Raw genomic sequence first — 25,303 nt, forward strand, 5'->3', positions numbered from 1 at the left:
CATCGGCGCTCCGGCTGGGGAGTTCAACCCCCGCTGGCGGGGGCGGGCTGTGCCAGATACGCCAGCCGCCGCACCTCGCGACGCCCGCGCACCACCGTGTCGAGGATCAGCCCGGCGAAGACGCACAGCGCCGCGATAATCATCAACCCGGTGATGAGCACCGCCGTCGGAAAGCGCGGCACCAGATGCGTCTGCACATAGGTCAGCGCGAGCGGGATGCCGAGCGCCACCGCGACCGCCGCGAACAGCATGCCGATCGCACCGAAGAACAGCAGCGGCCGCTCGATGCGATACAGCGTCACGATCGTGCCGAGGATGCGGAAGCCGTCGCCATAGGTGCTGAGCTTCGACGCCGATCCCTCCGGCCGGGCATAATAGGGCGTCTCCACCTCCGCGCAGGGCATCTTCAGTTCGAGCGCGTGGACGCTGATCTCGGTCTCGATCTCGAACCCCGACGACAGCGAGGGGAAGCTCTTGACGAAGCGACGCGAAAACACCCGATACCCGGACAGGATGTCGGTGAAGCTGCGCCCGAACAACCGCGCGAGCATGCCGGTCAGCACCGCATTGCCGAAACGATGCCCGCGGCGATAGCTTTCCTGCGCCTGGCTGATCCGGCTGCCGACGATCATGTCGCATTGCTCGTCGAGCAAACGCGCGACCAGGGCGGGGGCGGACGCGGCGTCATAGGTCGCGTCGCCATCGGCCATGACGTAGACGTCGGCGTCGATGTCGGCGAACATCCGCCGCACGACGTTGCCCTTGCCCTGGATCCGCTCGGTGCGGACCACCGCGCCCGCGGCGCGCGCGACCGCGATCGTGTCGTCGGTCGAATTGTTGTCGTAGACGTAGACGGCGGCGCCGGGCAGCGCCGCGCGGAAGCCGGCGACCGTCTGTGCGATGGCCGCGGCTTCGTTGTAACAGGGCAGCAGGACGGCGATGGTCGGTTGCGTCACATACGTCCTTTGCGTCGCGATGGGCCGGGCGCCCGCCTGCCCCCGATCGTCATTCCCGCGCAGGCAGGGATCCATACACGCTACCGTCGCACGCCCTGCGAAGACCTGCGTCTATGGATCTCCGCCTGCGCGGCAATGACACGGATTCGAGGGGACGACCGCCCCCCCGATCACCTTCAGCCCTCGGTCTTCGCCGCGGCCTTCTTCGCGCGCGGCTTCTTCGCCGGTGCGTCGGCGGCGTCCGTGCCTTCGGCCGCCTCGGCCGCGACGGGCGACGATTCGGTCACCGCGGTCTCGGCCTCGACCGGCGCTGCGGCCTTCTTGGCGCGCGGCTTCTTCGTGGGGGCCTCGTCGGCGACCGCGTCCGTTGCCGGCTCGACCTCGGCACCGGCATTGTCGTCCTGCGCGACCGGCTTCTTGGCTGCGGCCTTCTTGGGCTTCGCCTCGCCGTCGGTCTTGGCCTTCTTGCCCTTGGGCTTGTGGTTGTCGTGATCGTGGCTGTGCGTGCCGGTCGCGAAACCGTCCTCGCTCTCGATCGCGGCTTCCAGTTCCTCGCGCGTCGCCTCCCGGTCGGTGACCTCCGCCTTCTCGAACAGGAAGTCGACGACCTTGTCCTCGTACAGCGGCGCACGCAGCTGGGCGGCCGCCATCGGCTCCTGCTGGACGTACTGGATGAAGCGCTGCTGGTCCTCGCCGCGATATTGCTGCGCGGCCTGCGCGATCAGGCGGTTCATCTCCTGCTGCGACACCTCGACGCCGTTCGCCTGGCCGATCTCGGACAGCAGCAGCCCAAGGCGGACGCGGCGCTCGGCGATCTTGCGGTAATCGTCGCGCTCGGATTCCATCTCGGCCAGCGCCGCGGCGGGATCCTCCTCGTGCGTCGCCTCATGCTCCAGCTGCTGCCAGATCTGCGCGAACTCCGCCTCGACCATCGACGGCGGCACCTCGAAGTCGTGACCCTCGGCGAGCTGGTCGAGCAGCTTGCGCTTCATGTGGGTGCGCGTCAGGCCGTTATGCTCCTGCTCGATCTGCCCCTTGATGAGGCCGCGCAGCTGCTCGAGGCTCTCGAGCCCCAGGTTCTTGGCCAGATCCTCGTCGATCTTGCTCTCGGCCGCGACCTGGATCTTCTTGACGGTGATGTCGAAGGTCGCGGGCTTGCCGGCGAGTTCCTTGGCGCCGTAATCCTCGGGGAAGGTGACGTTCAGCGTCTTTTCCTCGCCGAGCGTCACGCCGACCAGCTGGTCCTCGAACCCCGGGATCAGGCGGCCCGAGCCCAGCTCGACACCCATGTCGGTGCCGGTGCCGCCGTCGAACGCGACGCCGTCGGCGGTCTTGCCGACGAAGTCCACGGTGACGAGGTCGCCCATCTCGGCCGCCTTGTCGTCGGCGTCGTCCCACTTCTTCGACTGGTCGGCGAACTTCTGCAGCTGCTCGTCGACCGACGCGTCCGCGACGGGCACGGTCAGCCGCTCCAGCTTCAGCGCGTCGATCGCCGGCGCCGGCACGGTCGGCAGGACCTCCATCTCGACGGTGACCGCGGCATCCTTGCCGGGCGCGTAATCGTCGGCGAGCGCCACCGACGGCTGCATCGCGGGACGCAGGCCCTTGTCGGCGAGCAGCTGCTGCACGCCCTGCTGGATCGCGGTGTTGAGCGCGTCCGCGGCAAGCGATTCCCCGTGCATCTTGCGCACCAGGTTGGCGGGCACCTTGCCGGGGCGGAAACCGGGCATCTTCACCTGCGGCGCGACGCGCTTCACCTCGGCGTCGACCTTGGCGTCGATATCCTTGGCGGTGATGGTCAGCGTGTAGGCGCGCTTCAGGCCCTCGTTCAACGTCTCGACAGTCTGCATATCCGGCCTTCAATCTTGAGAAATCTGACGAAAATTCTTTAAGGCTGCCGCCCCGCGCTGAAACCGGCGGGACTGGTGCGGGCGAAGGGACTCGAACCCCCACATCTTGCGATGGCAGGACCTAAACCTGCTGCGTCTACCAATTCCGCCACGCCCGCACGAAGGACCCGCCGTTGGGCCCCGCCTGCACGATCGACCCGTGCAGGGGCACCCTTGGGCGCGCGTCTATACCAGCGTGGCGTGTGCAGGCAAGCGCAGAGGCAACCAGCGCCGGCCACCGGGCGTTGGGGTGGTCGAAGGAGAAACCACCATGGCCACCCAGCCTCCCCCCGAGACGCCCGCCCCCTCGACCCAGCCGGTGCAGCCCGACGGCCCGCCGCCGGAAGTTACCACGCCCGCGCCCGACATCGACATTCCCTCGCCCGCCACGCCCGCGGGCGATCCGGGCACGGCGCAGCCGGCGGAGATCTGACGATGGCCGACCGCGATCACGACAGCGAAACCGGCAGCGACGGCCCGGACGGCACCCGCAAGGATCCGCGCAGCGACCTCCAGCAGGCGGTCGAGGCCCGGGCCGACGCCGTCGCCCGCGGCGAGGGTGGCGCGGAACCCGCACGCTTTACCGACACCGGCGAGCCCGACGGCAACAGCGGCACCGGCGGCGAGGTCAAGAACCAGGACCTGACGCAGCAATAACGGGTCAGCCAACGACATGCGGGGCGGTCCGGGCGGCCGCCCCGTTCGCGCGTCCCGAGGCGATTATGACGGGGGCGTGGCCGGCACGACGGGCGGTGCAGGCGCGGCGATGCGCCGGGCCGTGCGGATCGTCACGATCGTGGCCGGCACCTCGCCCCGGAACGATCCGCGAATGGTCGCGGTCGGCGACACCGGCTGGTCGAGGATCGCAACGATCGTGTCCATCCCCTCGACCACCCGGCCGAACGCCGCATAGCCCAGATTGTCGCCGGGTTTCGCCGGATCGGCATCCAGCGATGGCCGCTGGTCGCCGACGCTGATCGTAAAATCGCCGCTGGCGGTGCCCGGCGCGAAGCGTGCGACGGAGATCGCCCCCTCGACATGATGCAGCCCCGTCTGCGTCGTCGGCTCGTGCCGGATCGGCGGCAGCACGCGTTTCGGATCGCCGTTGGTGCCGAACTGCACGAAGCCGAACCGGTCGGCCGCCTTGACGACGCGATAGAAGACGACCCCGTCGAGCCGCCTGCCGTCGACATATTTCAGGAAATTGCCGGCCGTGACCGGCGCGTGCAGCGTATCCGCCTCGATCACGATCCGCCCCGCGGTCGTGTCGAGCGCGACGCGTGGCAGGGGCTGCGGCGTCGGCGGGGCGGAGGGGGACTGCGCCGCGAGCGGAGCCGCCAGCATCGCCAAGCCAGCAACGAGGGCGCGCCGCCACATCAGCCGGCGAGTGCCGTCTTGAGCAGGTCGTTGACGACCGCCGGATTGGCCTTGCCGCCCATCGCCTTCATCGTCTGGCCGACGAAGAAGCCGAACAGCGCCTCCTTGCCACCGCGATACTGCGCCAGCTGATTGGGGTTCTTCGCGATCACCTCGGCGATCACCGCCTCGATCGCGCCGGTGTCGCTCGTCTGCTTCAGGCCGCGATCCTCGACGATCTTCGCAGGCGCGTCGCCGGTATCCAGCATCACCTCGAACACCTGCTTGGCGAGGCTGCCGGACAGCGTGCCGTCGGCGACCAGCGCGAGCAGCTCCGCCGCCTGCGCCGGCGACACCGGCGAGGTCGCGATGTCGCGCCCGGTACGGTTGAGCGCGCCGAACAGTTCGGACGTCGTCCAGTTCGCCGCCGCGACCGGCTTCGCGCCCGCGTCGAGCAGCGCGTCGAACCAGCGCGCCGCCTCGACCTCCGCGGTCAGCACGTCGGCCTGATAGGCGGAGATGCCCAGCCCGTCGTACCGCTTGCGCTTGGCGTCGGGCAGTTCGGGAAGGCTCGCGCGGCAATCCGCCAGGAATGCCTCGTCCAGCTCCAGCGGCAACAAATCGGGATCGGGGAAGTATCGGTAATCGTGCGCGTCCTCCTTGGACCGCATCGACCGCGTCGTGCCGCTCTCGACGTTGTACAGGCGCGTTTCCTGGACGATGCGGCCGCCGTCCTCGATCACCTCGACCTGCCGCTTCGCCTCATATTCGATCGCTGCCATGACGAAGCGCACCGAATTGACGTTCTTCGTCTCGGTCCGGGTGCCCAGCGCGTCGCCCGGCTTGCGAACGCTGACGTTGACGTCGGCGCGCATAGAGCCTTCCTCCATGTTGCCGTCGCAGCTGCCGACGTAGCGCAGGATCGCGCGCAGCTTGCGCAGATACGCCCCCGCCTCCGCCGGCGAACGCATGTCCGGGCGGCTGACGATCTCCATCAGCGCGACGCCCGACCGGTTGAGGTCGACGTAGGAGCGCGTCGGATGCTGGTCGTGCATCAGCTTGCCCGCATCCTGCTCGACATGGATGCGCTCGACGCCGATCGTCTTGGTCGCGTCGGGACGCTTGTCGTCCGGGCTGATCTCGATCGCGCCCTCGCCGACCAGCGGATGATAGAGCTGGCTGATCTGGTAGCCCTGCGGCAGGTCGGCGTAGAAATAATTCTTGCGGTCGAACCGCGACCAGCGGTTGATCTGCGCATCGATCGCCATGCCGGTCCTCACCGCCTGGCGGATGCATTCCTGGTTCGGCACCGGCAGCATGCCCGGCATCGCCGCATCGACCAGCGACACCTGCGTATTGGGCTCCGCCCCGAACGCGGTCGCGGCGCCCGAGAACAGCTTGGCGTTCGACGTTACCTGCGCATGGACCTCCAGGCCGATCACGACCTCCCATTCGCCGGTGGCGCCCTGGATGCGATAGCTGGTGTCGGTCATGAATGCGTCTCTGGCGTGATGAGGGGAAGGTCGGGGAAATAGCGGCGATAGATCCGGGTGTCGCGGGTGAGCAGCGATGCACCCGCGGTCAGGGCATGCGCACCGATGAAGAAGTCGGCGAGCGGGCGCTTCGCCTCCCCACCCCCCCGTTCGGCGCGCGCCGTCAGGAACCGATGTCCGGCCTCAAAGGCGGCGGCCGCGTTCAGCGGGCTCAGGGTCAATTCCAACGGCGCGATGGCCCCATGCAACGCCATCAGCGTCGGATAATCGCGGCTGAGCTCCGCGATCACGATGACGTCGATCAGCAGTTCGCCGTCGGCACGCGCATCCCCCAGTCGCTCGAGGGACCACGATCGCCAGTCCGGATCGTCCTGCAATACATCGATGATAACATTGGTGTCGACGAAGATCACCAATCCTCCAGCCGATGCGGCCTGATGTAATCCATATATTCGTCGGTCGTCGCAAAGCCCGTGTCAAGCGTACCCACCACCGACTGGATCTGCGCGAGATACTTCGCCTTCCGCTCGGCTCGGGTTTCGCCGGTCTGGCGTGGCACGACGGTTACCTGCCCTTCGGCATTCAGGCCGACGGTAATCTCTCCGCCGGGCACGAGCCCAGCGTGGTCGCGCAAATGCTTGGGGATCAGCACCTGGCCCTTGCTGGTCATGTTGCCGTCGGCCGTATCGGTTATCGGACCATGGACATTCATCGGATCACTCCAGTGTTACCAAGGTAACACCTCTACCGCCGACCGTCTACCACCAAGCATCCGGCCGCGCGGTGAAGCCCGCGCGCTGCTCGATCGCGAGGCCGGCGTTAAGCACGCCCTGCTCGTCGAGCGGCCGGCCGATGATCTGCAACCCCAGCGGCAACCCGTCCTTGTCGAGCCCGCCCGGCACGCTCATCGCCGGCAGCCCGGCGAGGCTGGAGGGCACCGTGAACACGTCGTTGAGGTACATCGCGATCGGATCCGCCGATTTCTCGCCGAGCGCGAACGCCGCCGACGGCGCGGTCGGGGTCAGCAGCACGTCGCACGCATCCCACGCACGCTCGAAATCGCGCGCGATCAGCGCCCGCACCTTCTGCGCCTGCGTGTAATAGGCGTCGTAGAAGCCCGCCGACAGCACATAGGTGCCGATCATGATCCGCCGCTTCACCTCCGCGCCGAAGCCGTCGGCGCGGGTCGCGGCATACATGTCCTGCAACCCCGCCCCCTCGGGCAGGTCGCGCAGGCCGTAGCGGACGCCGTCGTAGCGGGCGAGGTTCGACGACGCCTCCGCCGGCGCGATGATGTAATAGGCGGGCAGCGCATATTTCGTGTGCGGCAGCGACACCTCGACGATCTCTGCGCCGGCGTCCTTCAGCCAGTCGATCCCCTGCTGCCACAGCGCATCGATCTCGGCCGGGCTGCCATCGACGCGATATTCACGCGGGATGCCGACGCGCCTGCCGCGCAGGTCGGCCGACAGCCCCTGCTCCCAGCGCGGCACGTCGAGCTTGAGCGAGGTGGCGTCCTTGGCGTCGAACCCCGCCATCGCCTCCAGCATGATCGCGCAGTCGCGCACGTCGCGCGCCATCGGCCCCGCCTGGTCGAGGCTGGAGGCGAAGGCGATCGTGCCCCAGCGCGAGCAGCGGCCATAGGTCGGCTTGATCCCGCTGATCCCGGTGAACGCCGCCGGCTGGCGGATCGAGCCGCCGGTGTCGGTGCCGGTCGCGCCCGGACACAGGCGCGCCGCCACCGCCGACGAGCTGCCCCCCGACGAGCCGCCCGGCGCCAGACTGGCATTCCCGCCCGCCTTGCGCCACGGCGAAACGACATTGCCGAACGCGCTCGTCTCGTTCGACGAGCCCATCGCGAACTGGTCCATGTTGAGCTTGCCGAGCATGCCCGCGCCCGCATCCCACAGGTTCTGCGACACCGTCGATTCGTAGGTCGGCACGAACCCTTCGAGGATATGGCTCGCCGCCGTGGTCGCCACGCCCCTGGTGCAGAACAGGTCCTTCATCCCGATCGGCACGCCGGCGAGCGGCTTCAGCGTCTCGCCCGCCGCGCGCGCGGCATCGGCGGCGCGCGCGGCGGCCAGCGCATGGTCGGGGGTTTCGACCAGGAAGGCGTTGAGCGGCTTGGCCTTGGCCACCTTCACCACGAACGCGTCGGCGACGTCGAGCGCGGAAAAGGCGCCGCTGCGCACGCCGTCGCGGATGCCGGCGATGCCGAGATCGGTCAGGTCGGCCATTATTCGATCACCTTGGGAACGGTAAAGAAGCCGTGTTCGGCCTGGGGTGCGTTGGTCATCAGCGCGTCGCGGATGCCGCCGCCGGTCAGCGGGTCGGCGTTCACGACGTCGTCGCGCAGGCGCAGCGTGTTGGGGATGACCGCGGTCATCGGCTCGACGCCGGTCGTGTCGACCTCCCCCAATTGCTCGATCCAGCCGAGGATGTTGCTGAGTTCGGGGGCGAGGCGGCCGGCGTCCTCGTCGGTGATCGCGATGCGCGCGAGCGCGGCGACCTTCTTCACGGTGGCGGTGTCTACGGACATGGCGTGCGGCTAGCAGAGGCGGCTCCCACAGCGCAACCGCGTGTTGCCGTTTCGGCGGGGCTCGTTCATCAGGGCGGCCGTCCCCTGCCCCACCGGAACCCGACGCCTTGGCCCGCAAATTCCTCTACGTCTTCGCGTTCCTGATCGCGCTCGTGATCGCCGGCGCCTTCGCCTATCGCCTCTACGGCGTCGAGATCCTGCGCATGGCGCTGGTGCCGTCGGAGCAGTTCCGGGCGCAACCGCGCGTCGATCCGAAGGTCTATGCCGACCAGGGGATGTGGATCGCCCGCCCGGACGTCCCCGGCAATCCCGCGCTTTGGACCCCCGCCGGCTACGCCGCGGGGTCGCGGCCGGCGGCGGCGGTGTTCTTCATCCACCCGACCTCGTACATCGGCCGCGCCCATTGGAACGCGACGCTGGACGATGCCGAGACGAACGCGCGCGCCGCGATCTTCCTGCGCGGCCAGGCGAGCGCGTTCAACGCCGCGGGCGAGATCTGGTCGCCGCGCTATCGGCAGGCGACGTTCGGCGCGTTCCTGACCAGCGTCGCCGACGCCAACCGCGCGCTCGACCTCGCCTATGGCGACGTCGCCGCCGCCTTCGCGGCGTTCGTGCGGCAGGTCGGGCCCGACCGGCCGATCATCCTCGCCGGGCACAGCCAGGGCGCGCTGCACCTCACCCGGCTGCTGCGCGAACAGGTGGCGGGCAAGCCGATCGCGCGCCGCATCGTCGCCGCCTATGTCGTCGGCTGGCCGGTGTCGCGCACCACCGATCTCGCCGCGCTCGGCCTGCCGCAATGCACCCGCGCCGATCAGGCGCATTGCCTGCTGTCGTGGGAAAGCTTCGCCGAGCCCGCCGACCCGTCGCAGGTCACCGACCTGTACGACCGCAGCCGCGGCTTCGATGGCCGTCCGCGCAAGGACACACCGCTGGTCTGCACCAACCCGCTGACCGGCACCGCCGACACCGCCGCGCCGGCGCGCGCCAACCGCGGTACCCTCTATCCCACCGCGGACCTCGCCAGCGCGACGATCGCGGCGGGCAAGGTGCCCGCGCGCTGCGGCCCGCGCGGCGTCCTGCTGATCGGCGCCGCCCCCGACGTCGGCAGCTACGTGCTGCCGGGCAACAATTATCACGTCTACGACTACAGCCTGTTCTGGTTGAACGTGCGCGCCGACGCCGGCCGCCGCCTCGCCGCCTTCGGGGCGGGCCGGTGATTACGCCCGAGCGCGCCGAATTCCGCGCCGCGCTGCCCGACGGGGGGCGGCTGATCGGCCTCGACCTCGGCACCAAGACGATCGGCACCGCCCTGTGCGATGCCGGCTGGAGCTTCGCCAGCCCCGCCACCCTCGTCCGCCGCAGCAAGTTCACCAAGGACAAGGCGGCGATCGTGGCGCTGATCGCGGCGCAGCACGTCCGCGGCATCGTCCTCGGCCTGCCCCTCAACCTCGACGGCAGCGAGAGCCCGCGCAGCCAGTCGACCCGCGCCTTCGCGCGCAACTGCGCGGACATCGGCCTGCCGATCCTCCTGTGGGACGAACGCTGGTCGACCGTGGCGGTCGAACGCACGATGATCGAACAGGACATGAGCCGCGCGAAACGCGCCGAACGCATCGACAACCTCGCGGCGGCGCATATCCTGCAGGCGGCGATCGATGCGCTGGTGATGGTGTAGGCGCAGCCGGCGTCGGGCCGGCGGGCAGGCGCTCTGCGGACGAGCCGGGGGGTTGCAGGCGCTCGGTTCAAGGCCACCGGCTTTGCCGCAAAGGGTCGAATTTAGGGAAAGGCGGGCGCCAAGCTAAGGCCGGTCAGATAGGACGTTGCAAACCTTTTGAACGATTCCCTCGGGTGTGCGGTAGGTTTGAAAGCCCATAGCATCATAGTATCTTAGGCCGGATGGATTATCGGCGCCGATATATGCGTCGATCATTTCCAAACCCGCTTCAAGTGCGGCTTCCCGGGTTGCCATGAACAAGAGTTTGCCCACGCCCCGTCGGTGCACTTTTGGGCTGATATGAGTACCAATGATGCCCCATCCATCCGGTGTTTCATACGGGTTTCCAGCGACGGCCTTCTTCAGAGATTGAAAGCCGACGACGCTTTCCGCCTCGTTGATAGCAACGGTGCATTGAATGCTCGTAGGATCGGCGATGTAGCGGCCTATAACAAACTCGACATCGTTAGGACGCTGACGGCCGGCATGTTTGCTGATCTCGCGGAGCACTTGGCTCATTCCCTCGGCATCATCGATCGATGCGACGCGCGTTTTCATTGCAGTTCCTCAAAGCGGCATTTTATCGCATTCAAAATGCCGAGCCCAGCATCTGACCGCAACACGCACGTCGCATGGTATTTCAGGGAGTGCGCGACGGTCGTGAGTGCAGGCAACGGCTACTGAGGGCATGTCATCGGCAAGCTGTTGACGTAAAACAGAAACCACCAACCCAAAGCGATTTGGGCGACAGGAATCGCAACTGCTGCAATCCATGACTGCCAACGCCGAGCCAAAAGGCAGTAAGCAACGCTGAATACTATGATACTGACAATCTTGTAGGTATTTGCCTGCTTCCCGATGCCGGTGCATTCTGGCGCAACGACCATCGCCATCAGGGTCAAAGGCTGAAGGGCGATCATCAAAACCATGGAAAACGCAAGAATCGCGTTTCTCATTGTCGGGCTCATGTTAATCGTCCCTCCGCGCTTCAGGGTATACGCGTCCAATCGACGTTCGACGATTTGTCAGTAGTGGCTGACCCAAGCGTTCCCGCAAACGAACGCGTAGCGGGAAACGCAATCACACATCGCGCAAACGCCTGATTGCGGATCCGGCTTTCCCGATATCTGTTCCCGATTGCCGTTTCCCGAAACCATCTTTCGGAAACGGCGAAACAGGAAATGCCACGCATGACACATCCGGCGTTCGATGCCTCGCATGGCCTCCTGATCGGGCGCCCCCGCATACATGCTGCGAACGCGTTCCATCGCCCATATCTCGCGGCGGCGGGATAGCGGACATCATGTCTCGCACGGCGTTCATACGAATCCGGACCTTGATGTCCCCCCGCCCGGCCGCCTGTCGCGCATTCGCGACGGCACCATACAAAGGGAGCGCTCCCGAGGCCGACGTGCCGTCCACTTCGCACACCGCCCGCCCCCTCACCACCTCGCTTGCTCCCGCCCCGCGGCGGCGCTACGCCGCGCGCTTGATGCAACGTTCAGACCACAGCCCCGCCGCCCAGATCCCGGGCGGCGCCGTCTTTCCGCACCGGCACCTGACCGGCATAGACGGGCTCCAGCCGCACGAGATCGCGTTCCTGCTCGACGAGGCGGAGACCTGGGTCGGTGCCAATCGCGCCCACGCCGCGCCCGACAAGCGGCTCGCGGGCCTGACGCAGATCAACGCCTTCTTCGAAAACAGCACGCGCACGCTGCTGAGCTTCGAGATCGCCGGCAAGCGGCTCGGCGCGGACGTCGTCAACATGCACGCCGCCACGTCGAGCGTGAAGAAGGGCGAGACGCTGATCGACACCGCGCAGACGCTGAACGCGATGCGCGCCGACGTCATCGTCATCCGCCACATGGCGAGCGGCGCGGTGCGGCTGATCGCGGACAAGGTCGACTGCCCCGTCCTCAACGCCGGCGACGGGCGGCACGAACATCCGACGCAGGCGCTGCTCGACGCGCTGACCATCCGCCGCCGCCGCGGCACGATCGCCGGCCAGCGCGTCGTCATCTGCGGCGACGTGCTGCACAGCCGCGTCGCGCGGTCGAACATCCTCGCGCTCACCGCGCTCGCCGCGGAGGTGCGGGTCTGCGCGCCCTCGACGCTGATGCCCGCCGCGATCGAGCGGATGGGGGTGACGCCGTTCACCGATTTCGACGTGGCGCTGACCGGCGCGGACGTGGTGATGATGCTGCGTGTGCAGAACGAGCGGATGGCGGGCGGCCATATCCCGTCGAGCCGCGAATACCGCCTGCGCTACGGCCTCACCCCCGAACGGCTCGCGAAGCTGCCCGACGCGCTGGTGATGCACCCCGGCCCGATGAACCGCGGGGTGGAGATCGATTCGGCGGTGGCGGACGGGCCGCAGTCGGCGATCACCGAACAGGTCGAGATGGGGGTCGCGGTGCGGATGGCGTGCATGGACGTGCTGACCCGGCGGGCGCGCGGCGTGGAGGGCTGGGCATGACGACGACGCCGACGATCGCCTTCCTCGATGCGCGGCTCGCCTGCCCCGTCGGCGGGGTGCGGCCGGGCGGCCTGCTGGTCCGCGACGGCGCGATCGCCGCGGCCGGGACGTTCGACCTGCCCGCCGACGCGCTGACGGTCGACTGCGGCGGGCAGACGCTCGCCCCCGGCATCGTCGACCTCGGCGTCTTCCGGATCGACCGCGCGGCGTTCCGCGCCGGCGGCATCGTCCGCGTCGCGCTGATGCCCGACGGCAATCCGGTGCTGGACGATCCCGGCATCGTCCAGCGTGCCGCGCTGATCGGCAAGCCCGACCTGTGGATCCATCCGATCGCCGCCGCGACGCGCGGGCTCGCCGGCAGCGACATGGCGGAGATGGCGATCTGCGCCTCCGCCGGCGCGCGCGCGGTCGGCACCGGCCGCGGCTGGATCGCCGATTCGGGCGTCATGCACCGCGTGCTGGCCTATGCCCGCGACCTCGACATCGCCGTCGTCAGCCATGCCGAGGACGGCGCGCTGGCGGCGGGCGCGGTGACCACCGACGGCGAGACCGCGACGCGCCTCGGCCTCGCCTCCGCCCCCGCCGTCGCCGAGGCGCTGGCGGTGGCGCGCGACCTGATGCTGGCGGAGGAAACCGGCGCGCGGCTCCACATCCGCCAGGCGACCACGGCCGCCGCATTCGACCTGATCCGCGCAGGCCGCCGCCGCGGCGTCCGCGTCACCTGCGGCATCACGCCGGCGCACCTGCACCTGTCCGACATCGCGATGAGCGATTTCCGCACCTACGCGCATCTGTCGCCGCCGCTGCGCGGCGAGAGCGACCGGCAGGCGGCGCTGGCCGCGGTGAGGGACGGGACGATCGACGTCCTGTCGTCGGGCCACGATCCCCACGGTGCCGAGGAAAAGCGGCTGCCCTTCGCCGATTCGGCGGCGGGGATGGCGGGTGCGGAGACGCTGTTGCCGCTCGGGTTGATGCTGGTGCGCGACGGGCTGGTACCGCTCGACCGGCTGATGGCGATGCTGTCGGCCAATCCGGCACGCGTGCTGGGGCTCGACACCGGCACGCTGGAGGTGGGCAAACCCGCCGACGTGATGCTGTTCGACCCGGACACGCCGTGGCAGATCGACGGCACCGCCTTCGCCGCCTCGGCCGGCAACACGCCGTTCGACGGACTGCCCGTGCAGGGCCGCGTGCTGCGACTATGGAAGGCAGGCCGCGAGATCTAGCGGGCGGATCGTCCGGGTCGACGGTTGGTCATCCGGATCAGCGCGCGGCGAGCTGGACCGGAGCGCGCAGCCATTGCGCCATCCGGTCGCCGGCCTCGCGACGGACGAAGCAGGCGCCGCCCTGCGCCTGGTAGGCGCGGCACATCTGGTCGGCCTGCGTGCGGGTGAAGCCGCCGACGGAGACGCGGTACAGCTCGCCCTGGCGCGCGGCGAATTTGGTGCCGGTCGGCTGGCGGCCGGCGAGCGCGGCGAAGCGGCGGGTGGCGCCGGTCCAGCTCGCCTTGGCGACCGCGACGTTGCTGAACGCGCCGATCTGCACATACCAGTCGCCACCCGCGGGCGAGCGGACGAACGGCCGGGCGGCGGGCACCATCTGGACGACGCGCACGGGCGACGGGCTGCCGATCGCCAGCCGTGCGGGCGCGCGATCGGCACGGATGAGCATCGTTGGGAGCGCCTGGACCACCTCCCGACGCGGACCGAAGCGCACCGTCGCAAGCTCGGCGGCGGGCTGCGGTGCGGCGGCGGCGGGGACCAGCGGGGTGGGCGTCGCGGCGGGAACAGGGACGGGCTCGACCGCTGCGAGCTGTACCGGCGCGTCCTGCGACGGGGTCACCGGTACCGGCGCGGACAAGGCGAGCGCGACCGGCCGGCCGGCATCCGCCGACGGGGTAACGCCGAGCAGCGCCGCGACCTGATCGGACGCGCGCCTGGGCTGTGCGAAGGCGGCCCATTGTTCCATCCGCGCGTCGACGTCGGCGGGCGACATGTCCGCCGCCGCGGCGACGCGCGCCATGCTCCATTCGCCGGCAAGCGCATAGCTCAGCGCCAGATTCTGCCGGACCTTGGCGCTCGCGCCGGGCGCGCGCGCCGCGGCGTTGAGCAGGCCGACCGCCGCCGCCGGATCGCCGGCGAGTGCGGTGGCGAGGCCCAGGTCGCTGACCGGGATGTTCGCCGCATTGGCATCGAGCGTCGTGCGCGCCGCGCGCCATTCCCCGGTCGCGACCTGCGCCAGCGCGAGGTTGAGCGCCGCCTTGCCGTTCATCGGATTGAGTTGCAGCACGTCGGCGAAGGTATCGCGCGCCGATGCGAACCGCCCGGCTTGCAGGTAGCTTTGCCCCAACAGCATGCGATAGCCCGCGTCCTGCGGCGCCAGCGCGACCGCGCCCTCGGCGAACCCGACCGCGGTCGGCCCGTCGTGGCTGCCGAGCGCGCGCAGCGCCGAATCGGCCTTGCGCGACGCGGCCTTGGCGGCGAGCGCCGCGTTGCGGTCGCTCGCGGAGGCGACGTGGCCGGTGGTGCCGGTGCAGCCGACCATGCTGCCCCCCAGCACGAGCGCGGACATGCCGAACGTCAGGATCAGGCGTGGTGTCATCGGATCAACCCCAGAATGTCGCGGTGGCGGTCACCGGCGGGCCTTTGCGGGCGGCAGCTGCGCGACGAGCGCCTCCACCTCCGGCACGGCGCCGAGCAGCGCGTCGAGCGCCTCGGTGACGAGGTCCTGCGCGGACCGGTTGGTGATCGCCGAGGCGAGCCGCAGGCGCAGGTGGCGATCGGCATCGACCCGCAACGTGAAGGCCGCCTTGGCGCCATGCTGCGTCTCGCGGCGGATACGGGTCGCGGTGGCGACCGAAACGGACTTCGCCGCTTCCGGCGCGGCGATCTGCGCCGACAGCAGCGCGCGCTGCACGAGCACGAGGGGGACCGGCCCGGCCTCCCCGCCCGGCGCGACGGCGGCGGGCTGCGCGGGATCCGCCGCCGCGACCGGGACGTCGGGCACCGGCTGGGCCGGCAACGGCTCGCTCGTCCCCATGTCGTTCCAGCCGAGATCGTCGGCGCCCTGCGGCACGCTGCCGAAGCTGCCGAACCCTTGGCTGCGCATCGCGGGCCGCGCCTGTCCCTTGCGGGCGAGCAGGCCGGACGACAGCGATGCGATCGGCTTGGACGATCCGAACATGCTCACCCCCCCACCACACGACGGCCGAAGCCGCTGGCCGCGGGACGATGGCCGAAGCCGGGTCCGCCGCTGGCGGTCGGCACGCTGAACACGGTGCGGCGGAAGTTCTTTTCCAGCCGGTCGGCGATATAGGTCCACAGCTGTCCGACCTCCGCGGCGGACTTGCCGTTGGGATCGACCTCCATGACGGTGCGCCCGTCGATCATCGATGCGGCGAAATCGGTGCGCTGGTGGATGGTGATCGGCGCGACGGTGCCGTGCTGCGACAGCGCGACGGCAGCATCGCTGGTGATCCGCGCCTTGGGCGTGGCGGCGTTGACGACGAAGATCAGCGGCTTGCCGGCACGGTCGCACAGGTCGACGGTGGCGCCGACGGCGCGCAGGTCGTGCGGACTGGGTCGGGTCGGCACGACGACCAGCTCGGACACGTTGATGACGCTCTGGATCGCCATGGTGATCGCCGGGGGCGTGTCGATCATCGCCAGCTTGAACCCCTGCTGGCGCAATGCCTCGAGATCGGCCTGCAAGCGCGCGACGGTGGTCTGGGCGAAGGCCGGATATTCGGCGGTCCGCTCGTTCCACCAGTCCGCCAGGCTGCCCTGCGGGTCGATGTCGATCAGGACGACAGGGCCGAAGCCCGCCATCTGTGCCTGGACGGCCAGATGCCCGGACAAGGTCGTCTTGCCCGATCCGCCCTTTTGCGATGCCATCGCGAGAACGCGCATAGGCCCCCTTCAAAAAAATTGCCGCTATTCCGCCATCACACCTGCCAGAGGCGGACTAAGAAGCGGTTAATGGGTGCCGTGCGATGGCGCTTTGCCTGGCGCGTGCGCCGGGGCATGAAGGCGGCGAGGTCGAAGGGGTGACGGACATGCGGAACGGCGGTTGGATCGCGGGCGCGTTGCTGGCGGCGAGCCTCGCGGCGGCGGCCCCGGCGGCGGCGCAAAGCGTCAAGGCGGGGGTCGATGCCTGGGGTCGCGGCGACTTTCCCGGTGCGGTCGCGCAATGGCGCGGGCCGGCGGTGGCGGGCGATGCCGATGCGCAGTTCAACCTGGGTCAGGCGTACAAGCTCGGCCGCGGCGTTCCCGCCGACCCGGCGCAGGCGGAAAGCTGGTTCCGCAAGGCGGCGCTGCAGGGCCATCCGCAGGCGGAGGACAATTACGGCTTCGCGCTGTTCCAGGCGGGCCGCAAGGCGGACGCCGTGCCCTGGCTGGAGAAGACGGTGCGCCGCGGCGAACCGCGCGGCCAGCTGGTGTTGGGCACGATGCTGTTCAACGGCGATGGCGTGCCGCGCGATTATCCCCGCGCCTATGCGCTGATGACGCTGGCGTCGCGTGCGGGGCTGAAGGCCGCGTCGGAAACGCTGGTGCAGATGGATCAATATGTCACCCCCGCCGATCGCGAACGCGGCACCGCGCTGGCCCAGCGATACGCCAGCGACTTGCGCGCGCTCCCGTCGCCGGCGGGTCGCGGCGGCATGATCGCGATCGACGCCGCCGGGCCGTCACGCGAGGCCGCCGCCCCGGCCGCGAAGCGCGGCAGGTCCGAACGTGCGACGCCCTCCCCCGACCGCCCCGTCAACGACCGGATCGCCGCGCACGACCCGAAACCCGCAACCCCCCGACCGCCCGCGGCCGCGCCGGCCACGGGCCGGTGGAATATCCAGCTCGGCGCCTTCACGACCGAGGCGAACGCCCGGACGCAATGGTCGCGGGTGCGCGGCAGGCTGGGGCGTGCGCAGCCCGTCTATGCGAAGGCCGGCGCGGTGATCCGGCTTCAGGCGACTGGGTTCGCATCGAAGGCGGCGGCGCAGGCGGCGTGTGGCGCATCCGGCGTGCCGTGCGTGGTGCTGGCACCCTGAGGCGCGAACGCCGCCGCCGACGAACGGGCGGCAGACGCGCGTACACACCCCCCTCGCCCGCAGAAGCAAGGGGGGCATGTTCCTTGCGTCGGGACTAGGAGGCGGTTCCGGCGCCCAGCGAGACGACCGCGGCGACCGAATCGGGCGATGCGATCGCGGCCATCCGTCGTGCCGCCTCTTCCTTGCGCAGGATCACCAGCTGGCGGTTATATTCGTCGTAGCTGGCGGCATAGACGATGTTCGCCCGGAATCGCTGGCCCGGCTTGAAGGCGATCGGCATTACCGGCAGCGGCCCGAGCCGTTCGATCGCGCGCATCCCGAACCGGTCGAGGATCCGGTTGCGCGACGATCGCGCGAGCGACAGCGCTATCGGGCGATTCTGGGCATCGGTCTGGAATTGCACGGATACGATGCCGCTCGCCGCGCCATCGCCGGTCCAATATACCGGGTTCGGATAGACGAGAACCGCGTCGAGCTTCTTCGACACGGTGGCGACCCACCGGGCGGGGGTCAGCGGAATGCCCTGCACCGTAATGTCGCGGAGGCGCGACTGGCTGGACGACGATGCGGGGAAGAGGACGATTAACGCAGACGCGAGAAGTGCGAACAATTTCATGACGACCTCCATTGCTGGACGATCGGCCAATAAACGCGCGAGCAAGCGCTGCTCAGGGCAGCAGGGTCGCTATGGTCGAAGGGGGTTGGCGTGATTCTGCGGTCAACGCGCTTTCCCGGGCGACAAGGTGATCCGCGCCGCCCGCACTGTCAACAGAATACCGGGCCGGCCCTAAATTTTATTGCTACCATAGTGGCTTGCGTATACGATTGCTGCGCTTAAGCGGTGACCCAGTCGCCACGCCGATAGCCTTGCGCGTATAACAATGTGGTCAGGTCGCCGTGGTCGATCCGTGCCCCCGCCGCCGCTGCGACGATCGGCTTGGCGTGATAGGCGACGCCGAGCCCCGCCCGCCGGATCATCGCCAGATCGTTCGCGCCGTCACCGACCGCGAGCGACGACTCGGGCGCGATCCCCCGCCCCGCGATCGCCGCCAGCAGCGTCTCTTCCTTCGTCGCCGACCCGACGATCGGCTTGGCGACCGTCCCGGTCAGCCGCCCGTCCGCGATCAGCAGCACGTTGGCAATGGCGCGATCGAAGCCGATCTCCGCCGCCACGGGCTCGGCGAAGCGGGTGAAGCCGCCCGATACCAGCACCGCCTCCGCCCCGTTCGCCCGCATCGTGCGGACGAGCGCGCGGGCGCCCGGCATGATCGTCACGCGCTCGGCAAGGCAACGTGCGATCACGTCCTCGTCCAGCCCGGCGAGCAGCGCGACCCGCGCATCCAGCGCCGCTTCGAAATCGAGCTCGCCGCGCATCGCCGCCTCGGTCACCGCCGCGACCTCATCCTTGATGCCCGCGTAATCGGCCAGCTCGTCGATGCATTCGACGGTAATCATCGTCGAATCCATGTCGGCGACGATCAGCGCCTTGCGCCGCGTCGCGGTCGGCTGGACGACCACGTCGGTGCCCGCAAGCGCGCCTTCGAGCACATCCCGCGCCGCGGCGGGATCGCGATCGAAGGCGATGTCCACCGCCTCGCCCGCCTCCAGCCACGTCGCCACACCAGGTGCGCAGCCCGCCGCCGCCAGCCGGTCGGTCGCCGCCGACAGGTCGCCTGCGCGCAGGCCATCGCCTATGAGCGTCGCCGTGAACATCGCTGCCTCTTCCCCCAAACCGCGCCCCGGACCGGGCGTGGCGCTCATCGCAGGGCCGACCGCCAGCGGCAAGTCCGCCGCCGCGATCCGCCTCGCCGAGGCGTGCGACGGCGTCGTCGTCAACGCCGACGCCAGCCAGGTCTATGCCGACCTGCGCGTGCTCACCGCCCGCCCCGATGCCGCCGAGGAGGCGCGGGTGCCGCACCGGCTGTTCGGCCACGTCGATGCCGCCGATGCCGGCTATTCCGCGGCACGCTGGGCCGGCGAGGCGCGCGCGGCGATCGCCGAGGTGCACGCATCGGGCAAGCTGCCGATCCTGGTCGGCGGGACCGGTCTGTATCTGCGCACGCTGCTCGACGGGATCGCGCCGGTGCCCGCGATCGATCCCGCGATCCGTGCCGCGGTGCGCGCGCTCCCCGTGGCGGAGGCGCATCGGCTGCTGGCGCGGGAGGATCCGCCCGCAGCCGCGCGACTCGCTCCCGCCGATACGACGCGCGTCGCACGCGCGCTGGAGGTCGTCCGCGCCACCGGCCGGCCGCTGGCCGCGTGGCAGGGCGAACGCGTCGGCGGGATCGGCACCGCGATCACGCTCGCCGCCGCGATCCTGCTGCCCGACCGCGACGCGCTGATGGCCCGCATCGACGCGCGCTGTCAGGCGATGCTGGCGACCGGCGCCTGCGCAGAGGTGGCCGCCCTGCTCGCCCGTCGCGACGTGCCGGCGGATGCGCCGATCCTCCGCGCGATCGGCGTGCCACCGATCGCCGCCATGATCCGCGGCGATGCGGCCGAGGCCGACGCGCTCGCGCGCCTGCAAGGCGACACACGCCGCTATGCCAAGCGCCAATATACCTGGTTCCGCAACCAATCGCCGGAAAGCTGGATCAGGACGACAGATTCAAATGAAACTACCGATCGATTAGCAACTTTATTCCACGAACAGGGTTGACCTTGCGGCGCACCGCGGCTACCCGCCCTCCCCATCAATCCCTGACATCTGGTGGAGACGAACCGTGGGCGAAAAGAGCGGAGCAGACATCCTGGTCGAGGCGCTGTGCGATCTCGGCGTGGAGGTCGTGTTCGGCTACCCCGGTGGGGCGGTCTTGCCGATCTACGACGCGATGTTCCGCGCCAACGCCAATGGCGTGCGGCTGAAGCATATCCTCGTCCGCCACGAACAGGCGGCGACGCATGCGGCGGAGGGCTATGCGCGCTCGACCGGCAAGCCCGGTGTCGTGCTCGTCACCTCCGGCCCCGGCGCGACCAACGCGGTCACCGGCATCACCGATGCGCTGATGGATTCGATCCCGATGGTCGTCATCACCGGGCAGGTGCCGACCGCGCTGATCGGCACCGATGCGTTCCAGGAGGCCGACACGGTCGGCATCACGCGCCACTGTTCCAAGCACAATTACCTGGTGAAGGACCCGGCGAAGCTGGGCCCGACGATCCACGAGGCGTTCCATATCGCCACCAGCGGCCGGCCCGGCCCGGTCGTCGTCGACATCCCCAAGGACGTGCAGGTCGCGACCGCGCGCTACGTCAAGCCGGGCCCGATCCAGCACAAGACCTATCGCCCGCAGGTCAAGGCGCCGCAGGCACAGATCGAGCAGGTCGTCGACATGCTCGCCGCGGCCGAACGCCCGATCCTGTACACCGGCGGCGGCATCATCAATTCCGGGCCGGCCGCGTCGCAACTGCTCGCCGAGCTGGCGCGTATCACCGGTGCGCCGGTGACGTCGACGCTGATGGGCCTCGGCTGTTTCCCCGCCTCGTCCGACCAGTTCCTGGGCATGCTCGGCATGCACGGGACGTATGAGGCGAACATGGCGATGAACCAGGCCGACCTGGTCGTCGCGATCGGCAGCCGCTTCGACGACCGCGTCACCGGTCGGCTCGACGCGTTCAGCCCGAACAGCCGCAAGGTGCATATCGACATCGACCGGTCGAGCGTGAACAAGAACGTGCGCGTCGACCTCGCGATCATCGCCGATGCCGGCCACGCGATGGAGGACATGGTCCGCATCTGGAAATCGCGCCAGCATCCCAAACCCGACACGCGCGACTGGTGGAACCGAATCGCCGGCTGGCGCGCGGTGAAGAGCCTCGACTTCCCCGAAGCGGGACAGGCGATCATGCCGCAGCGTGCGATCCGCGCGCTGTGGGAGGCGACGCACGCCCGCGATCCGATCATCACGACCGAGGTCGGCCAGCACCAGATGTGGGCCGCGCAGCATTTCGGGTTCGAAAAGCCCAACAAGTGGCTGACCAGCGGCGGCCTCGGCACGATGGGCTACGGCCTGCCCGCGGCGATCGGCGCACAACTCGGCAACCCCAATGCGCTCGTCATCGACATCGCCGGCGAGGCGAGCATCCAGATGAACATCCAGGAGCTGGCGACCGCGTCGCAATACCGCCTGCCGGTCAAGATCTTCATCCTCAACAACGAATATATGGGGATGGTCCGCCAGTGGCAGGAGTTGACCTATGAAAGCCGCTATGCCGAAAGCTATTCGGATTCGCTGCCCGATTTCGTCCGGCTGGGTGAGGCCTATGGCTGGAAGGGCATCCGTATCGAGGCACTGGACGACCTCGACGACGGCATCGCCGCGATGCTCGCGCACGACGGCCCGGTGATCGTCGACTGTCGCGTCGCCAAGCTGGCGAACTGCTTCCCGATGATCCCGAGCGGCGCGGCGCACACCGACATGATCCTGCAGGCGAACGAAGTGTCGGGCACGATGGACGACGAGGCCAAGGCGCTGGTGTGACACTTTAAGCTCCTCCCCGGCACGGGGAGGGGGACCGAGACGCGAAGCGGCTTGGTGGAGGGGGATCGCCGCGGGCGACAGCATGTGTGGAGGCCCCCCTCCACCATGCTCCGCATGGTCCCCCTCCCCGTGCCGGGGAGGAATTCAGCATGCACATCAAGACCGAAGCCACCGAACGCCACACGCTGGCGGTGATCGTCGACAACGAACCCGGCATCCTCGCACGGATCGCCGGCCTGTTCACCGCGCGCGGCTACAATATCGAAAGCCTGACGGTGTCGGAGATCACCGCCGACAAGTCGGTCAGCCGCATCACCATCGTCACCAGCGCCAGCCCGGCGACGATGGAACAGATCATCGCCCAGCTCGACCGGCTGGTGCCCGTGCACAAGGTCACCGACCTCACCGCGCAGGGCGCGCACGTCGAGCGCGAGCTGGCGCTGGTGAAGGTCGCGGGCACCGGCGACCACCGGATCGAGGCGCTGCGCCTCGCCGACGTCTATCGCGCCCGCGTCGTCGATGCGACGACCAGCAGCTTCGTGTTCGAGGTGACCGGCGGCATCGAGAAGATCGACAAGTTCGTCGAGCTGATGGGCGAGGTCGGCCTGATCGAGGTCGCGCGCACCGGCATCGTCGCGATCAGCCGCGGCCGCGAGGCGGCGTAGCCCAAGGGTTTCTTCGTCATTCCCGCGAAGGCGGGAATCCATAATTACTGACCGCAGCGGGTATGGATCCCCGCCTCCGCGGGGATGACAAAAGGGATTTGAAAATGAAGGTCTATTACGATCGCGACGCCGATCTGAACCTCATCACCGATAAGAAGATCGCCATCGTCGGCTATGGGTCGCAGGGGCATGCGCACGCGCAGAACCTGCGCGACAGCGGCGTCAAGGATGTCGCGATCGCGCTGCGCGAAGGCTCGGCGACGGCCAAGAAGGCGATCGACGCCGGCTTCAAGGTGCTGTCGAACAAGGAAGCCGCGCAATGGGCGGACATCGTCATGATCCTCGCCCCCGACGAGCATCAGGCGGCGATCTGGGACGCGGACCTGAAGGGCAACATGAAGCCGGGTGCCGCGCTCGCCTTCGCGCACGGCCTCAACGTGCATTTCGGCCTGATCGAACCGCCGAAGGACATCGACGTCATCATGATCGCGCCCAAGGGCCCCGGCCACACCGTGCGCAGCGAATATGTCCGCGGCGGCGGCGTCCCCTGCCTGATCGCGATCCATCAGGACGCGAGCGGCAACGCGCACGACGTCGCGCTCGCCTATGCCAGCGGCGTCGGCGGCGGCCGTTCGGGCATCATCGAGACCAATTTCCGCGAGGAATGCGAAACCGACCTGTTCGGCGAACAGGCGGTGCTGTGCGGCGGCATCACCCACCTGATCCAGGCCGGGTTCGAGACGCTGACCGAGGCCGGCTACGCGCCCGAAATGGCCTATTTCGAATGCCTTCACGAAACCAAGCTGATCGTCGACCTGCTCTATGAGGGCGGCATCGCCAACATGCGCTATTCGATCAGCAATACCGCCGAATATGGCGATATCGTCACCGGCCCGCGGATCATCACCGACGAAACCAAGGCGGAGATGAAGCGCGTCCTTGCCGACATCCAGTCGGGACGCTTCGTCAAGAATTTCGTCCTCGACAATCGCGCCGGCCAGCCCGAGCTGAAGGCCAGCCGCAAGCAGGCCGCCGCCCACCCGATCGAGAAGGTCGGCACCGAGTTGCGCGCGATGATGCCGTGGATCGGCGCCAACAAGCTGGTCGACAAGGACAAGAACTGACCGGAGCGGTGTCGTCTGCTGCACGGCGGCGGCACCGTATCCATCGCGCCGTCATCGCGACCCCGGCGAAGGTCGGGGTCGGGTAGCGTGGTTGCGACGCGCAACGCTCGTCGCGATCGTCCCGCCACCGCATTCCGGCCTTCGCCGGGAGGCGCTGCCCCTCCGATGGATCACGCCCGGATCGCCTCCCCCGAGGGCCGCGACGACGAAGACGACCCACGCCGGGCAATCAGCGACAGCGCCGCTCGAACGATCCGTTTCGGCTTTGGCCCTTTCGCCGCGTCGCCGGCCATGGTTAAACCTGCGCAACATTTTGCCGGAGCTTCCACCATGCGCCTGATCCTTGCCGCCCTGATCGCCACCGCCGCGATTCCCGCCATCGCCCAGACCGGCCTGCCCGGCACGCCGAACAAGGCCGCGGTCGTCGCCGGCACCTATGCCGTCGATCCGGCCCACACGCAGGTGACCTGGACGCTGAACCACATGGGCTTCAGCATGCTGTCCGGTCAGTTCGGCGCGCAGGGCGGCACGCTGACGATCGATCCGGCAAAGCCCACCGCCGCCAAGCTCGACGTCACCTTCGCGATCGACCAATTGTCGGTGACCGCGGCGCCATTCGCCAATCACCTCAAGTCCAAGGACTTCTTCGATGCCGCGACTTATCCGACCGCGCGCTTCGTCTCGACCGGCGTCGTCGCGAACGGCGACACCGCGCGGATCACCGGCAATTTGACGATCAAGACCGTCACCAGGCCGGTGACGATCGACGCGACCTTCGTCGGCGCCGGAACCAACCCGATGAACAAGAAGCTGAACTTCGGCTTCCGGGGAACCACCACGATCAAGCGCAGCGATTTCGGCCTCGGCTATGCGACGCCGGTGGTCGCCGACAGCGTCAAGCTCGACATCAACGCGGCGTTCGTCGCGCAATAAGCCGCGACGGTTCCCGGCGCGCCGGCCTCACGCCGCGCGCCGGACCTTTGCGAAGCCTTCGAACGTCGCCCGCACCGCGGGGTCGGCATTGGCCGTCAATCGCGCCAGTGCAGCCGCCTGATCCTCTCCCGGCGCGCCATAGGCCATCGCCCATTCGCCGAATTCGCGCGCGGCGATCGTGCGGTTCGACAGCACGACCAGCGCGTGATGGCGTTCGTCGCGCTGGATGCGGGCGAACGCGGCATCGACCGCCGCGTCGTCCCCCTCCAGCGCCTGGAGGAAACGCTTGCCGTCGAAGAACAGCAGGCCGGTCACCCGCGCCCGCGCGTTGTTGCGCCGCGATGCCGACAGGATGGTGGCGGGATCGACCGGAACGTGGCGCCGGACGCTGCTGATATAGACGATTTGCCGCATCGTGTTGTCGTTCCCAACATGGATCAAGAGGACGAACGACCGTCCTGTCCGGCGGTACCGACACGCGGTTAACGGATCGTCAACGCCGCCCCGCCGCGGGCGGGGCCGCAGCGGGTGGACAAGCGCGCGACGGTCGGCCATGAACGCGGCCGTGATGGACCGCGCCGGCACCCTGCTTCGACTTATCCGCCCTTAGGGCGGCGGTTGCTCGTGCAC

General features: G+C 68.9%; 28 protein-coding genes and 1 tRNA gene. 12 read left to right on the top strand and 17 right to left on the bottom strand.

Annotated features, from left to right (window positions below; genetic code table 11):
- Positions 1-23: 23 nt before the first annotated feature.
- From LPN01_RS05300 to LPN01_RS05310, 3 genes are all read right to left on the bottom strand, one after another.
- Entirely contained in the window at positions 24-956 is a 933-nt protein-coding gene (locus LPN01_RS05300) for a glycosyltransferase family 2 protein (protein ID WP_262827320.1), read from the bottom strand.
- A 176-nt stretch (positions 957-1,132) separates the two neighbouring features.
- On the bottom strand, positions 1,133-2,806 hold the full coding sequence (gene tig / locus LPN01_RS05305; protein ID WP_262827321.1) for a trigger factor: 1,674 nt from the start codon (positions 2,804-2,806) through the stop codon (positions 1,133-1,135).
- Between the two features lie 73 nt (positions 2,807-2,879).
- Positions 2,880-2,964: transfer RNA gene (locus LPN01_RS05310), tRNA-Leu, on the bottom strand.
- A 152-nt stretch (positions 2,965-3,116) separates the two neighbouring features.
- Between LPN01_RS05310 and LPN01_RS05315 the strand changes: the two genes are divergently transcribed.
- Both LPN01_RS05315 and LPN01_RS05320 read left to right on the top strand, forming a co-directional pair.
- The gene (locus tag LPN01_RS05315) at positions 3,117-3,278 is read left to right on the top strand and encodes a hypothetical protein (protein ID WP_262827322.1); all 162 of its coding nucleotides are present in this window, start codon (positions 3,117-3,119) and stop codon (positions 3,276-3,278) included.
- A 2-nt stretch (positions 3,279-3,280) separates the two neighbouring features.
- On the top strand, positions 3,281-3,502 hold the full coding sequence (locus tag LPN01_RS05320) for a hypothetical protein (protein WP_262827324.1): 222 nt from the start codon (positions 3,281-3,283) through the stop codon (positions 3,500-3,502).
- 63 nt (positions 3,503-3,565) lie between these two features.
- On the opposite strand, the gene LPN01_RS05325 is transcribed toward LPN01_RS05320, so the two are convergent.
- Genes LPN01_RS05325 through gatC form a run of 6 tightly spaced genes read right to left on the bottom strand, consistent with a single transcriptional unit; the run spans position 3,566 to position 8,236 of the window.
- Positions 3,566-4,189 (bottom strand): peptidylprolyl isomerase, encoded by a 624-nt coding sequence (locus LPN01_RS05325; protein ID WP_262827325.1) that lies wholly within the window; start codon positions 4,187-4,189, stop codon positions 3,566-3,568.
- Between the two features lie 32 nt (positions 4,190-4,221).
- Positions 4,222-5,694 (bottom strand): Asp-tRNA(Asn)/Glu-tRNA(Gln) amidotransferase subunit GatB, encoded by a 1,473-nt coding sequence (gene gatB / locus LPN01_RS05330; protein ID WP_262827326.1) that lies wholly within the window; start codon positions 5,692-5,694, stop codon positions 4,222-4,224.
- The gene (locus LPN01_RS05335) at positions 5,691-6,107 is read right to left on the bottom strand and encodes a type II toxin-antitoxin system VapC family toxin (RefSeq protein WP_262827327.1); all 417 of its coding nucleotides are present in this window, start codon (positions 6,105-6,107) and stop codon (positions 5,691-5,693) included. The genes gatB and LPN01_RS05335 overlap by 4 nt, the downstream gene beginning before the upstream one ends.
- Positions 6,104-6,406 carry an AbrB/MazE/SpoVT family DNA-binding domain-containing protein gene (locus tag LPN01_RS05340; protein ID WP_262827328.1) on the bottom strand — a complete coding sequence of 101 codons (303 nt, stop codon included), beginning with the start codon at positions 6,404-6,406 and terminating at the stop codon, positions 6,104-6,106. Before LPN01_RS05340 ends, LPN01_RS05335 begins: the two co-directional genes overlap by 4 nt.
- Before the next feature lie 46 nt (positions 6,407-6,452).
- Positions 6,453-7,934: an Asp-tRNA(Asn)/Glu-tRNA(Gln) amidotransferase subunit GatA gene (gene gatA / locus LPN01_RS05345; RefSeq protein ID WP_262827329.1), complete on the bottom strand. Its 1,482-nt coding sequence runs from the start codon at positions 7,932-7,934 to the stop codon at positions 6,453-6,455.
- Positions 7,934-8,236, bottom strand: a complete 303-nt coding sequence (gene gatC, locus LPN01_RS05350; RefSeq protein WP_262827330.1) for an Asp-tRNA(Asn)/Glu-tRNA(Gln) amidotransferase subunit GatC — start codon at positions 8,234-8,236, stop codon at positions 7,934-7,936. The genes gatA and gatC overlap by 1 nt, the downstream gene beginning before the upstream one ends.
- Before the next feature lie 107 nt (positions 8,237-8,343).
- Between gatC and LPN01_RS05355 the strand changes: the two genes are divergently transcribed.
- Together LPN01_RS05355 and ruvX are read left to right on the top strand one after the other, a co-directional pair.
- The gene (locus LPN01_RS05355; protein ID WP_262827331.1) at positions 8,344-9,453 is read left to right on the top strand and encodes a DUF3089 domain-containing protein; all 1,110 of its coding nucleotides are present in this window, start codon (positions 8,344-8,346) and stop codon (positions 9,451-9,453) included.
- Positions 9,450-9,911 (top strand): Holliday junction resolvase RuvX, encoded by a 462-nt coding sequence (gene ruvX, locus LPN01_RS05360; protein ID WP_262827332.1) that lies wholly within the window; start codon positions 9,450-9,452, stop codon positions 9,909-9,911. Before LPN01_RS05355 ends, ruvX begins: the two co-directional genes overlap by 4 nt.
- A gap of 123 nt (positions 9,912-10,034) precedes the next feature.
- Here the strand turns inward: ruvX and LPN01_RS05365 are convergent, their stop codons facing one another.
- Both LPN01_RS05365 and LPN01_RS05370 read right to left on the bottom strand, forming a co-directional pair.
- Positions 10,035-10,508: a GNAT family N-acetyltransferase gene (locus tag LPN01_RS05365; RefSeq protein ID WP_262827333.1), complete on the bottom strand. Its 474-nt coding sequence runs from the start codon at positions 10,506-10,508 to the stop codon at positions 10,035-10,037.
- A gap of 119 nt (positions 10,509-10,627) precedes the next feature.
- Complete coding sequence (locus LPN01_RS05370) at positions 10,628-10,918, bottom strand: hypothetical protein (protein ID WP_262827334.1); 291 nt, start codon at positions 10,916-10,918, stop codon at positions 10,628-10,630.
- 524 nt (positions 10,919-11,442) lie between these two features.
- Between LPN01_RS05370 and LPN01_RS05375 the strand changes: the two genes are divergently transcribed.
- The gene (locus LPN01_RS05375) at positions 11,443-12,426 is read left to right on the top strand and encodes an aspartate carbamoyltransferase catalytic subunit (protein WP_262827335.1); all 984 of its coding nucleotides are present in this window, start codon (positions 11,443-11,445) and stop codon (positions 12,424-12,426) included.
- Positions 12,423-13,652: an amidohydrolase family protein gene (locus LPN01_RS05380; RefSeq protein ID WP_262827336.1), complete on the top strand. Its 1,230-nt coding sequence runs from the start codon at positions 12,423-12,425 to the stop codon at positions 13,650-13,652. Before LPN01_RS05375 ends, LPN01_RS05380 begins: the two co-directional genes overlap by 4 nt.
- Before the next feature lie 37 nt (positions 13,653-13,689).
- On the opposite strand, the gene LPN01_RS05385 is transcribed toward LPN01_RS05380, so the two are convergent.
- Genes LPN01_RS05385 through LPN01_RS05395 form a run of 3 tightly spaced genes read right to left on the bottom strand, consistent with a single transcriptional unit; the run spans position 13,690 to position 16,334 of the window.
- Positions 13,690-15,027, bottom strand: coding sequence for a tetratricopeptide repeat protein (locus LPN01_RS05385; protein ID WP_262827337.1), 1,338 nt, complete (start codon positions 15,025-15,027; stop codon positions 13,690-13,692).
- 30 nt (positions 15,028-15,057) lie between these two features.
- Positions 15,058-15,609 carry a hypothetical protein gene (locus LPN01_RS05390; protein ID WP_262827338.1) on the bottom strand — a complete coding sequence of 184 codons (552 nt, stop codon included), beginning with the start codon at positions 15,607-15,609 and terminating at the stop codon, positions 15,058-15,060.
- A gap of 2 nt (positions 15,610-15,611) precedes the next feature.
- The gene (locus LPN01_RS05395) at positions 15,612-16,334 is read right to left on the bottom strand and encodes a ParA family protein (RefSeq protein WP_262827339.1); all 723 of its coding nucleotides are present in this window, start codon (positions 16,332-16,334) and stop codon (positions 15,612-15,614) included.
- Positions 16,335-16,480: 146 nt separating this feature from the next.
- Here LPN01_RS05395 and LPN01_RS05400 point away from each other — a divergent pair, with 146 nt between their 5' ends.
- The gene (locus LPN01_RS05400) at positions 16,481-17,470 is read left to right on the top strand and encodes a tetratricopeptide repeat protein (RefSeq protein WP_262827340.1); all 990 of its coding nucleotides are present in this window, start codon (positions 16,481-16,483) and stop codon (positions 17,468-17,470) included.
- Positions 17,471-17,564: 94 nt separating this feature from the next.
- Here LPN01_RS05400 and LPN01_RS05405 read toward each other — a convergent pair whose 3' ends face one another.
- Together LPN01_RS05405 and serB are read right to left on the bottom strand one after the other, a co-directional pair.
- Entirely contained in the window at positions 17,565-18,086 is a 522-nt protein-coding gene (locus LPN01_RS05405; protein ID WP_262827341.1) for an energy transducer TonB, read from the bottom strand.
- Between the two features lie 218 nt (positions 18,087-18,304).
- Entirely contained in the window at positions 18,305-19,183 is an 879-nt protein-coding gene (serB, locus tag LPN01_RS05410) for a phosphoserine phosphatase SerB (RefSeq protein WP_262827342.1), read from the bottom strand.
- Here serB and miaA point away from each other — a divergent pair.
- The 5 genes from miaA to LPN01_RS05435 all read left to right on the top strand — a co-directional run bounded on the left by miaA (position 19,164) and on the right by LPN01_RS05435 (position 24,673).
- Complete coding sequence (gene miaA / locus LPN01_RS05415) at positions 19,164-20,129, top strand: tRNA (adenosine(37)-N6)-dimethylallyltransferase MiaA (RefSeq protein WP_262827343.1); 966 nt, start codon at positions 19,164-19,166, stop codon at positions 20,127-20,129. The genes serB and miaA overlap by 20 nt on opposite strands.
- A 64-nt stretch (positions 20,130-20,193) precedes the next feature.
- The gene (gene ilvB, locus LPN01_RS05420; protein ID WP_262827344.1) at positions 20,194-21,951 is read left to right on the top strand and encodes a biosynthetic-type acetolactate synthase large subunit; all 1,758 of its coding nucleotides are present in this window, start codon (positions 20,194-20,196) and stop codon (positions 21,949-21,951) included.
- Between the two features lie 149 nt (positions 21,952-22,100).
- Entirely contained in the window at positions 22,101-22,616 is a 516-nt protein-coding gene (ilvN, locus tag LPN01_RS05425; RefSeq protein ID WP_262827345.1) for an acetolactate synthase small subunit, read from the top strand.
- Positions 22,617-22,720: 104 nt separating this feature from the next.
- The gene (ilvC, locus tag LPN01_RS05430) at positions 22,721-23,740 is read left to right on the top strand and encodes a ketol-acid reductoisomerase (protein ID WP_262827346.1); all 1,020 of its coding nucleotides are present in this window, start codon (positions 22,721-22,723) and stop codon (positions 23,738-23,740) included.
- 330 nt (positions 23,741-24,070) lie between these two features.
- Positions 24,071-24,673 carry a YceI family protein gene (locus tag LPN01_RS05435; RefSeq protein WP_262827347.1) on the top strand — a complete coding sequence of 201 codons (603 nt, stop codon included), beginning with the start codon at positions 24,071-24,073 and terminating at the stop codon, positions 24,671-24,673.
- A gap of 27 nt (positions 24,674-24,700) precedes the next feature.
- Here the strand turns inward: LPN01_RS05435 and LPN01_RS05440 are convergent, their stop codons facing one another.
- Positions 24,701-25,087: a BLUF domain-containing protein gene (locus LPN01_RS05440; RefSeq protein ID WP_262827348.1), complete on the bottom strand. Its 387-nt coding sequence runs from the start codon at positions 25,085-25,087 to the stop codon at positions 24,701-24,703.
- Positions 25,088-25,303 lie beyond the last annotated feature (216 nt).

Origin of the sequence: Sphingomonas sp. A2-49, assembly GCF_025548555.1 — a bacterium.
Lineage (GTDB): Bacteria > Pseudomonadota > Alphaproteobacteria > Sphingomonadales > Sphingomonadaceae > Sphingomonas.

Excerpts from the sequence above, each read along its gene's own strand:
- tig (WP_262827321.1), bottom strand. The coding sequence starts at position 2,806 with ATGCAGACTGTCGAGACGTTGAACGAGGGCCTGAAGCGCGCCTACACG.
- LPN01_RS05315 (WP_262827322.1), top strand. The coding sequence starts at position 3,117 with ATGGCCACCCAGCCTCCCCCCGAGACGCCCGCCCCCTCGACCCAGCCG.
- LPN01_RS05320 (WP_262827324.1), top strand. The coding sequence starts at position 3,281 with ATGGCCGACCGCGATCACGACAGCGAAACCGGCAGCGACGGCCCGGAC.
- LPN01_RS05325 (WP_262827325.1), bottom strand. The coding sequence starts at position 4,189 with ATGCTGGCGGCTCCGCTCGCGGCGCAGTCCCCCTCCGCCCCGCCGACG.
- gatB (WP_262827326.1), bottom strand. The coding sequence starts at position 5,694 with ATGACCGACACCAGCTATCGCATCCAGGGCGCCACCGGCGAATGGGAG.
- LPN01_RS05340 (WP_262827328.1), bottom strand. The coding sequence starts at position 6,406 with ATGAATGTCCATGGTCCGATAACCGATACGGCCGACGGCAACATGACC.
- gatA (WP_262827329.1), bottom strand. The coding sequence starts at position 7,934 with ATGGCCGACCTGACCGATCTCGGCATCGCCGGCATCCGCGACGGCGTG.
- gatC (WP_262827330.1), bottom strand. The coding sequence starts at position 8,236 with ATGTCCGTAGACACCGCCACCGTGAAGAAGGTCGCCGCGCTCGCGCGC.
- LPN01_RS05365 (WP_262827333.1), bottom strand. The coding sequence starts at position 10,508 with ATGAAAACGCGCGTCGCATCGATCGATGATGCCGAGGGAATGAGCCAA.
- LPN01_RS05370 (WP_262827334.1), bottom strand. The coding sequence starts at position 10,918 with ATGAGCCCGACAATGAGAAACGCGATTCTTGCGTTTTCCATGGTTTTG.
- LPN01_RS05375 (WP_262827335.1), top strand. The coding sequence starts at position 11,443 with ATGCAACGTTCAGACCACAGCCCCGCCGCCCAGATCCCGGGCGGCGCC.
- LPN01_RS05380 (WP_262827336.1), top strand. The coding sequence starts at position 12,423 with ATGACGACGACGCCGACGATCGCCTTCCTCGATGCGCGGCTCGCCTGC.
- LPN01_RS05385 (WP_262827337.1), bottom strand. The coding sequence starts at position 15,027 with ATGACACCACGCCTGATCCTGACGTTCGGCATGTCCGCGCTCGTGCTG.
- LPN01_RS05390 (WP_262827338.1), bottom strand. The coding sequence starts at position 15,609 with ATGTTCGGATCGTCCAAGCCGATCGCATCGCTGTCGTCCGGCCTGCTC.
- LPN01_RS05395 (WP_262827339.1), bottom strand. The coding sequence starts at position 16,334 with ATGCGCGTTCTCGCGATGGCATCGCAAAAGGGCGGATCGGGCAAGACG.
- LPN01_RS05400 (WP_262827340.1), top strand. The coding sequence starts at position 16,481 with ATGCGGAACGGCGGTTGGATCGCGGGCGCGTTGCTGGCGGCGAGCCTC.
- LPN01_RS05405 (WP_262827341.1), bottom strand. The coding sequence starts at position 18,086 with ATGAAATTGTTCGCACTTCTCGCGTCTGCGTTAATCGTCCTCTTCCCC.
- miaA (WP_262827343.1), top strand. The coding sequence starts at position 19,164 with ATGAGCGTCGCCGTGAACATCGCTGCCTCTTCCCCCAAACCGCGCCCC.
- serB (WP_262827342.1), bottom strand. The coding sequence starts at position 19,183 with ATGTTCACGGCGACGCTCATAGGCGATGGCCTGCGCGCAGGCGACCTG.
- ilvN (WP_262827345.1), top strand. The coding sequence starts at position 22,101 with ATGCACATCAAGACCGAAGCCACCGAACGCCACACGCTGGCGGTGATC.
- ilvC (WP_262827346.1), top strand. The coding sequence starts at position 22,721 with ATGAAGGTCTATTACGATCGCGACGCCGATCTGAACCTCATCACCGAT.
- LPN01_RS05435 (WP_262827347.1), top strand. The coding sequence starts at position 24,071 with ATGCGCCTGATCCTTGCCGCCCTGATCGCCACCGCCGCGATTCCCGCC.
- LPN01_RS05440 (WP_262827348.1), bottom strand. The coding sequence starts at position 25,087 with ATGCGGCAAATCGTCTATATCAGCAGCGTCCGGCGCCACGTTCCGGTC.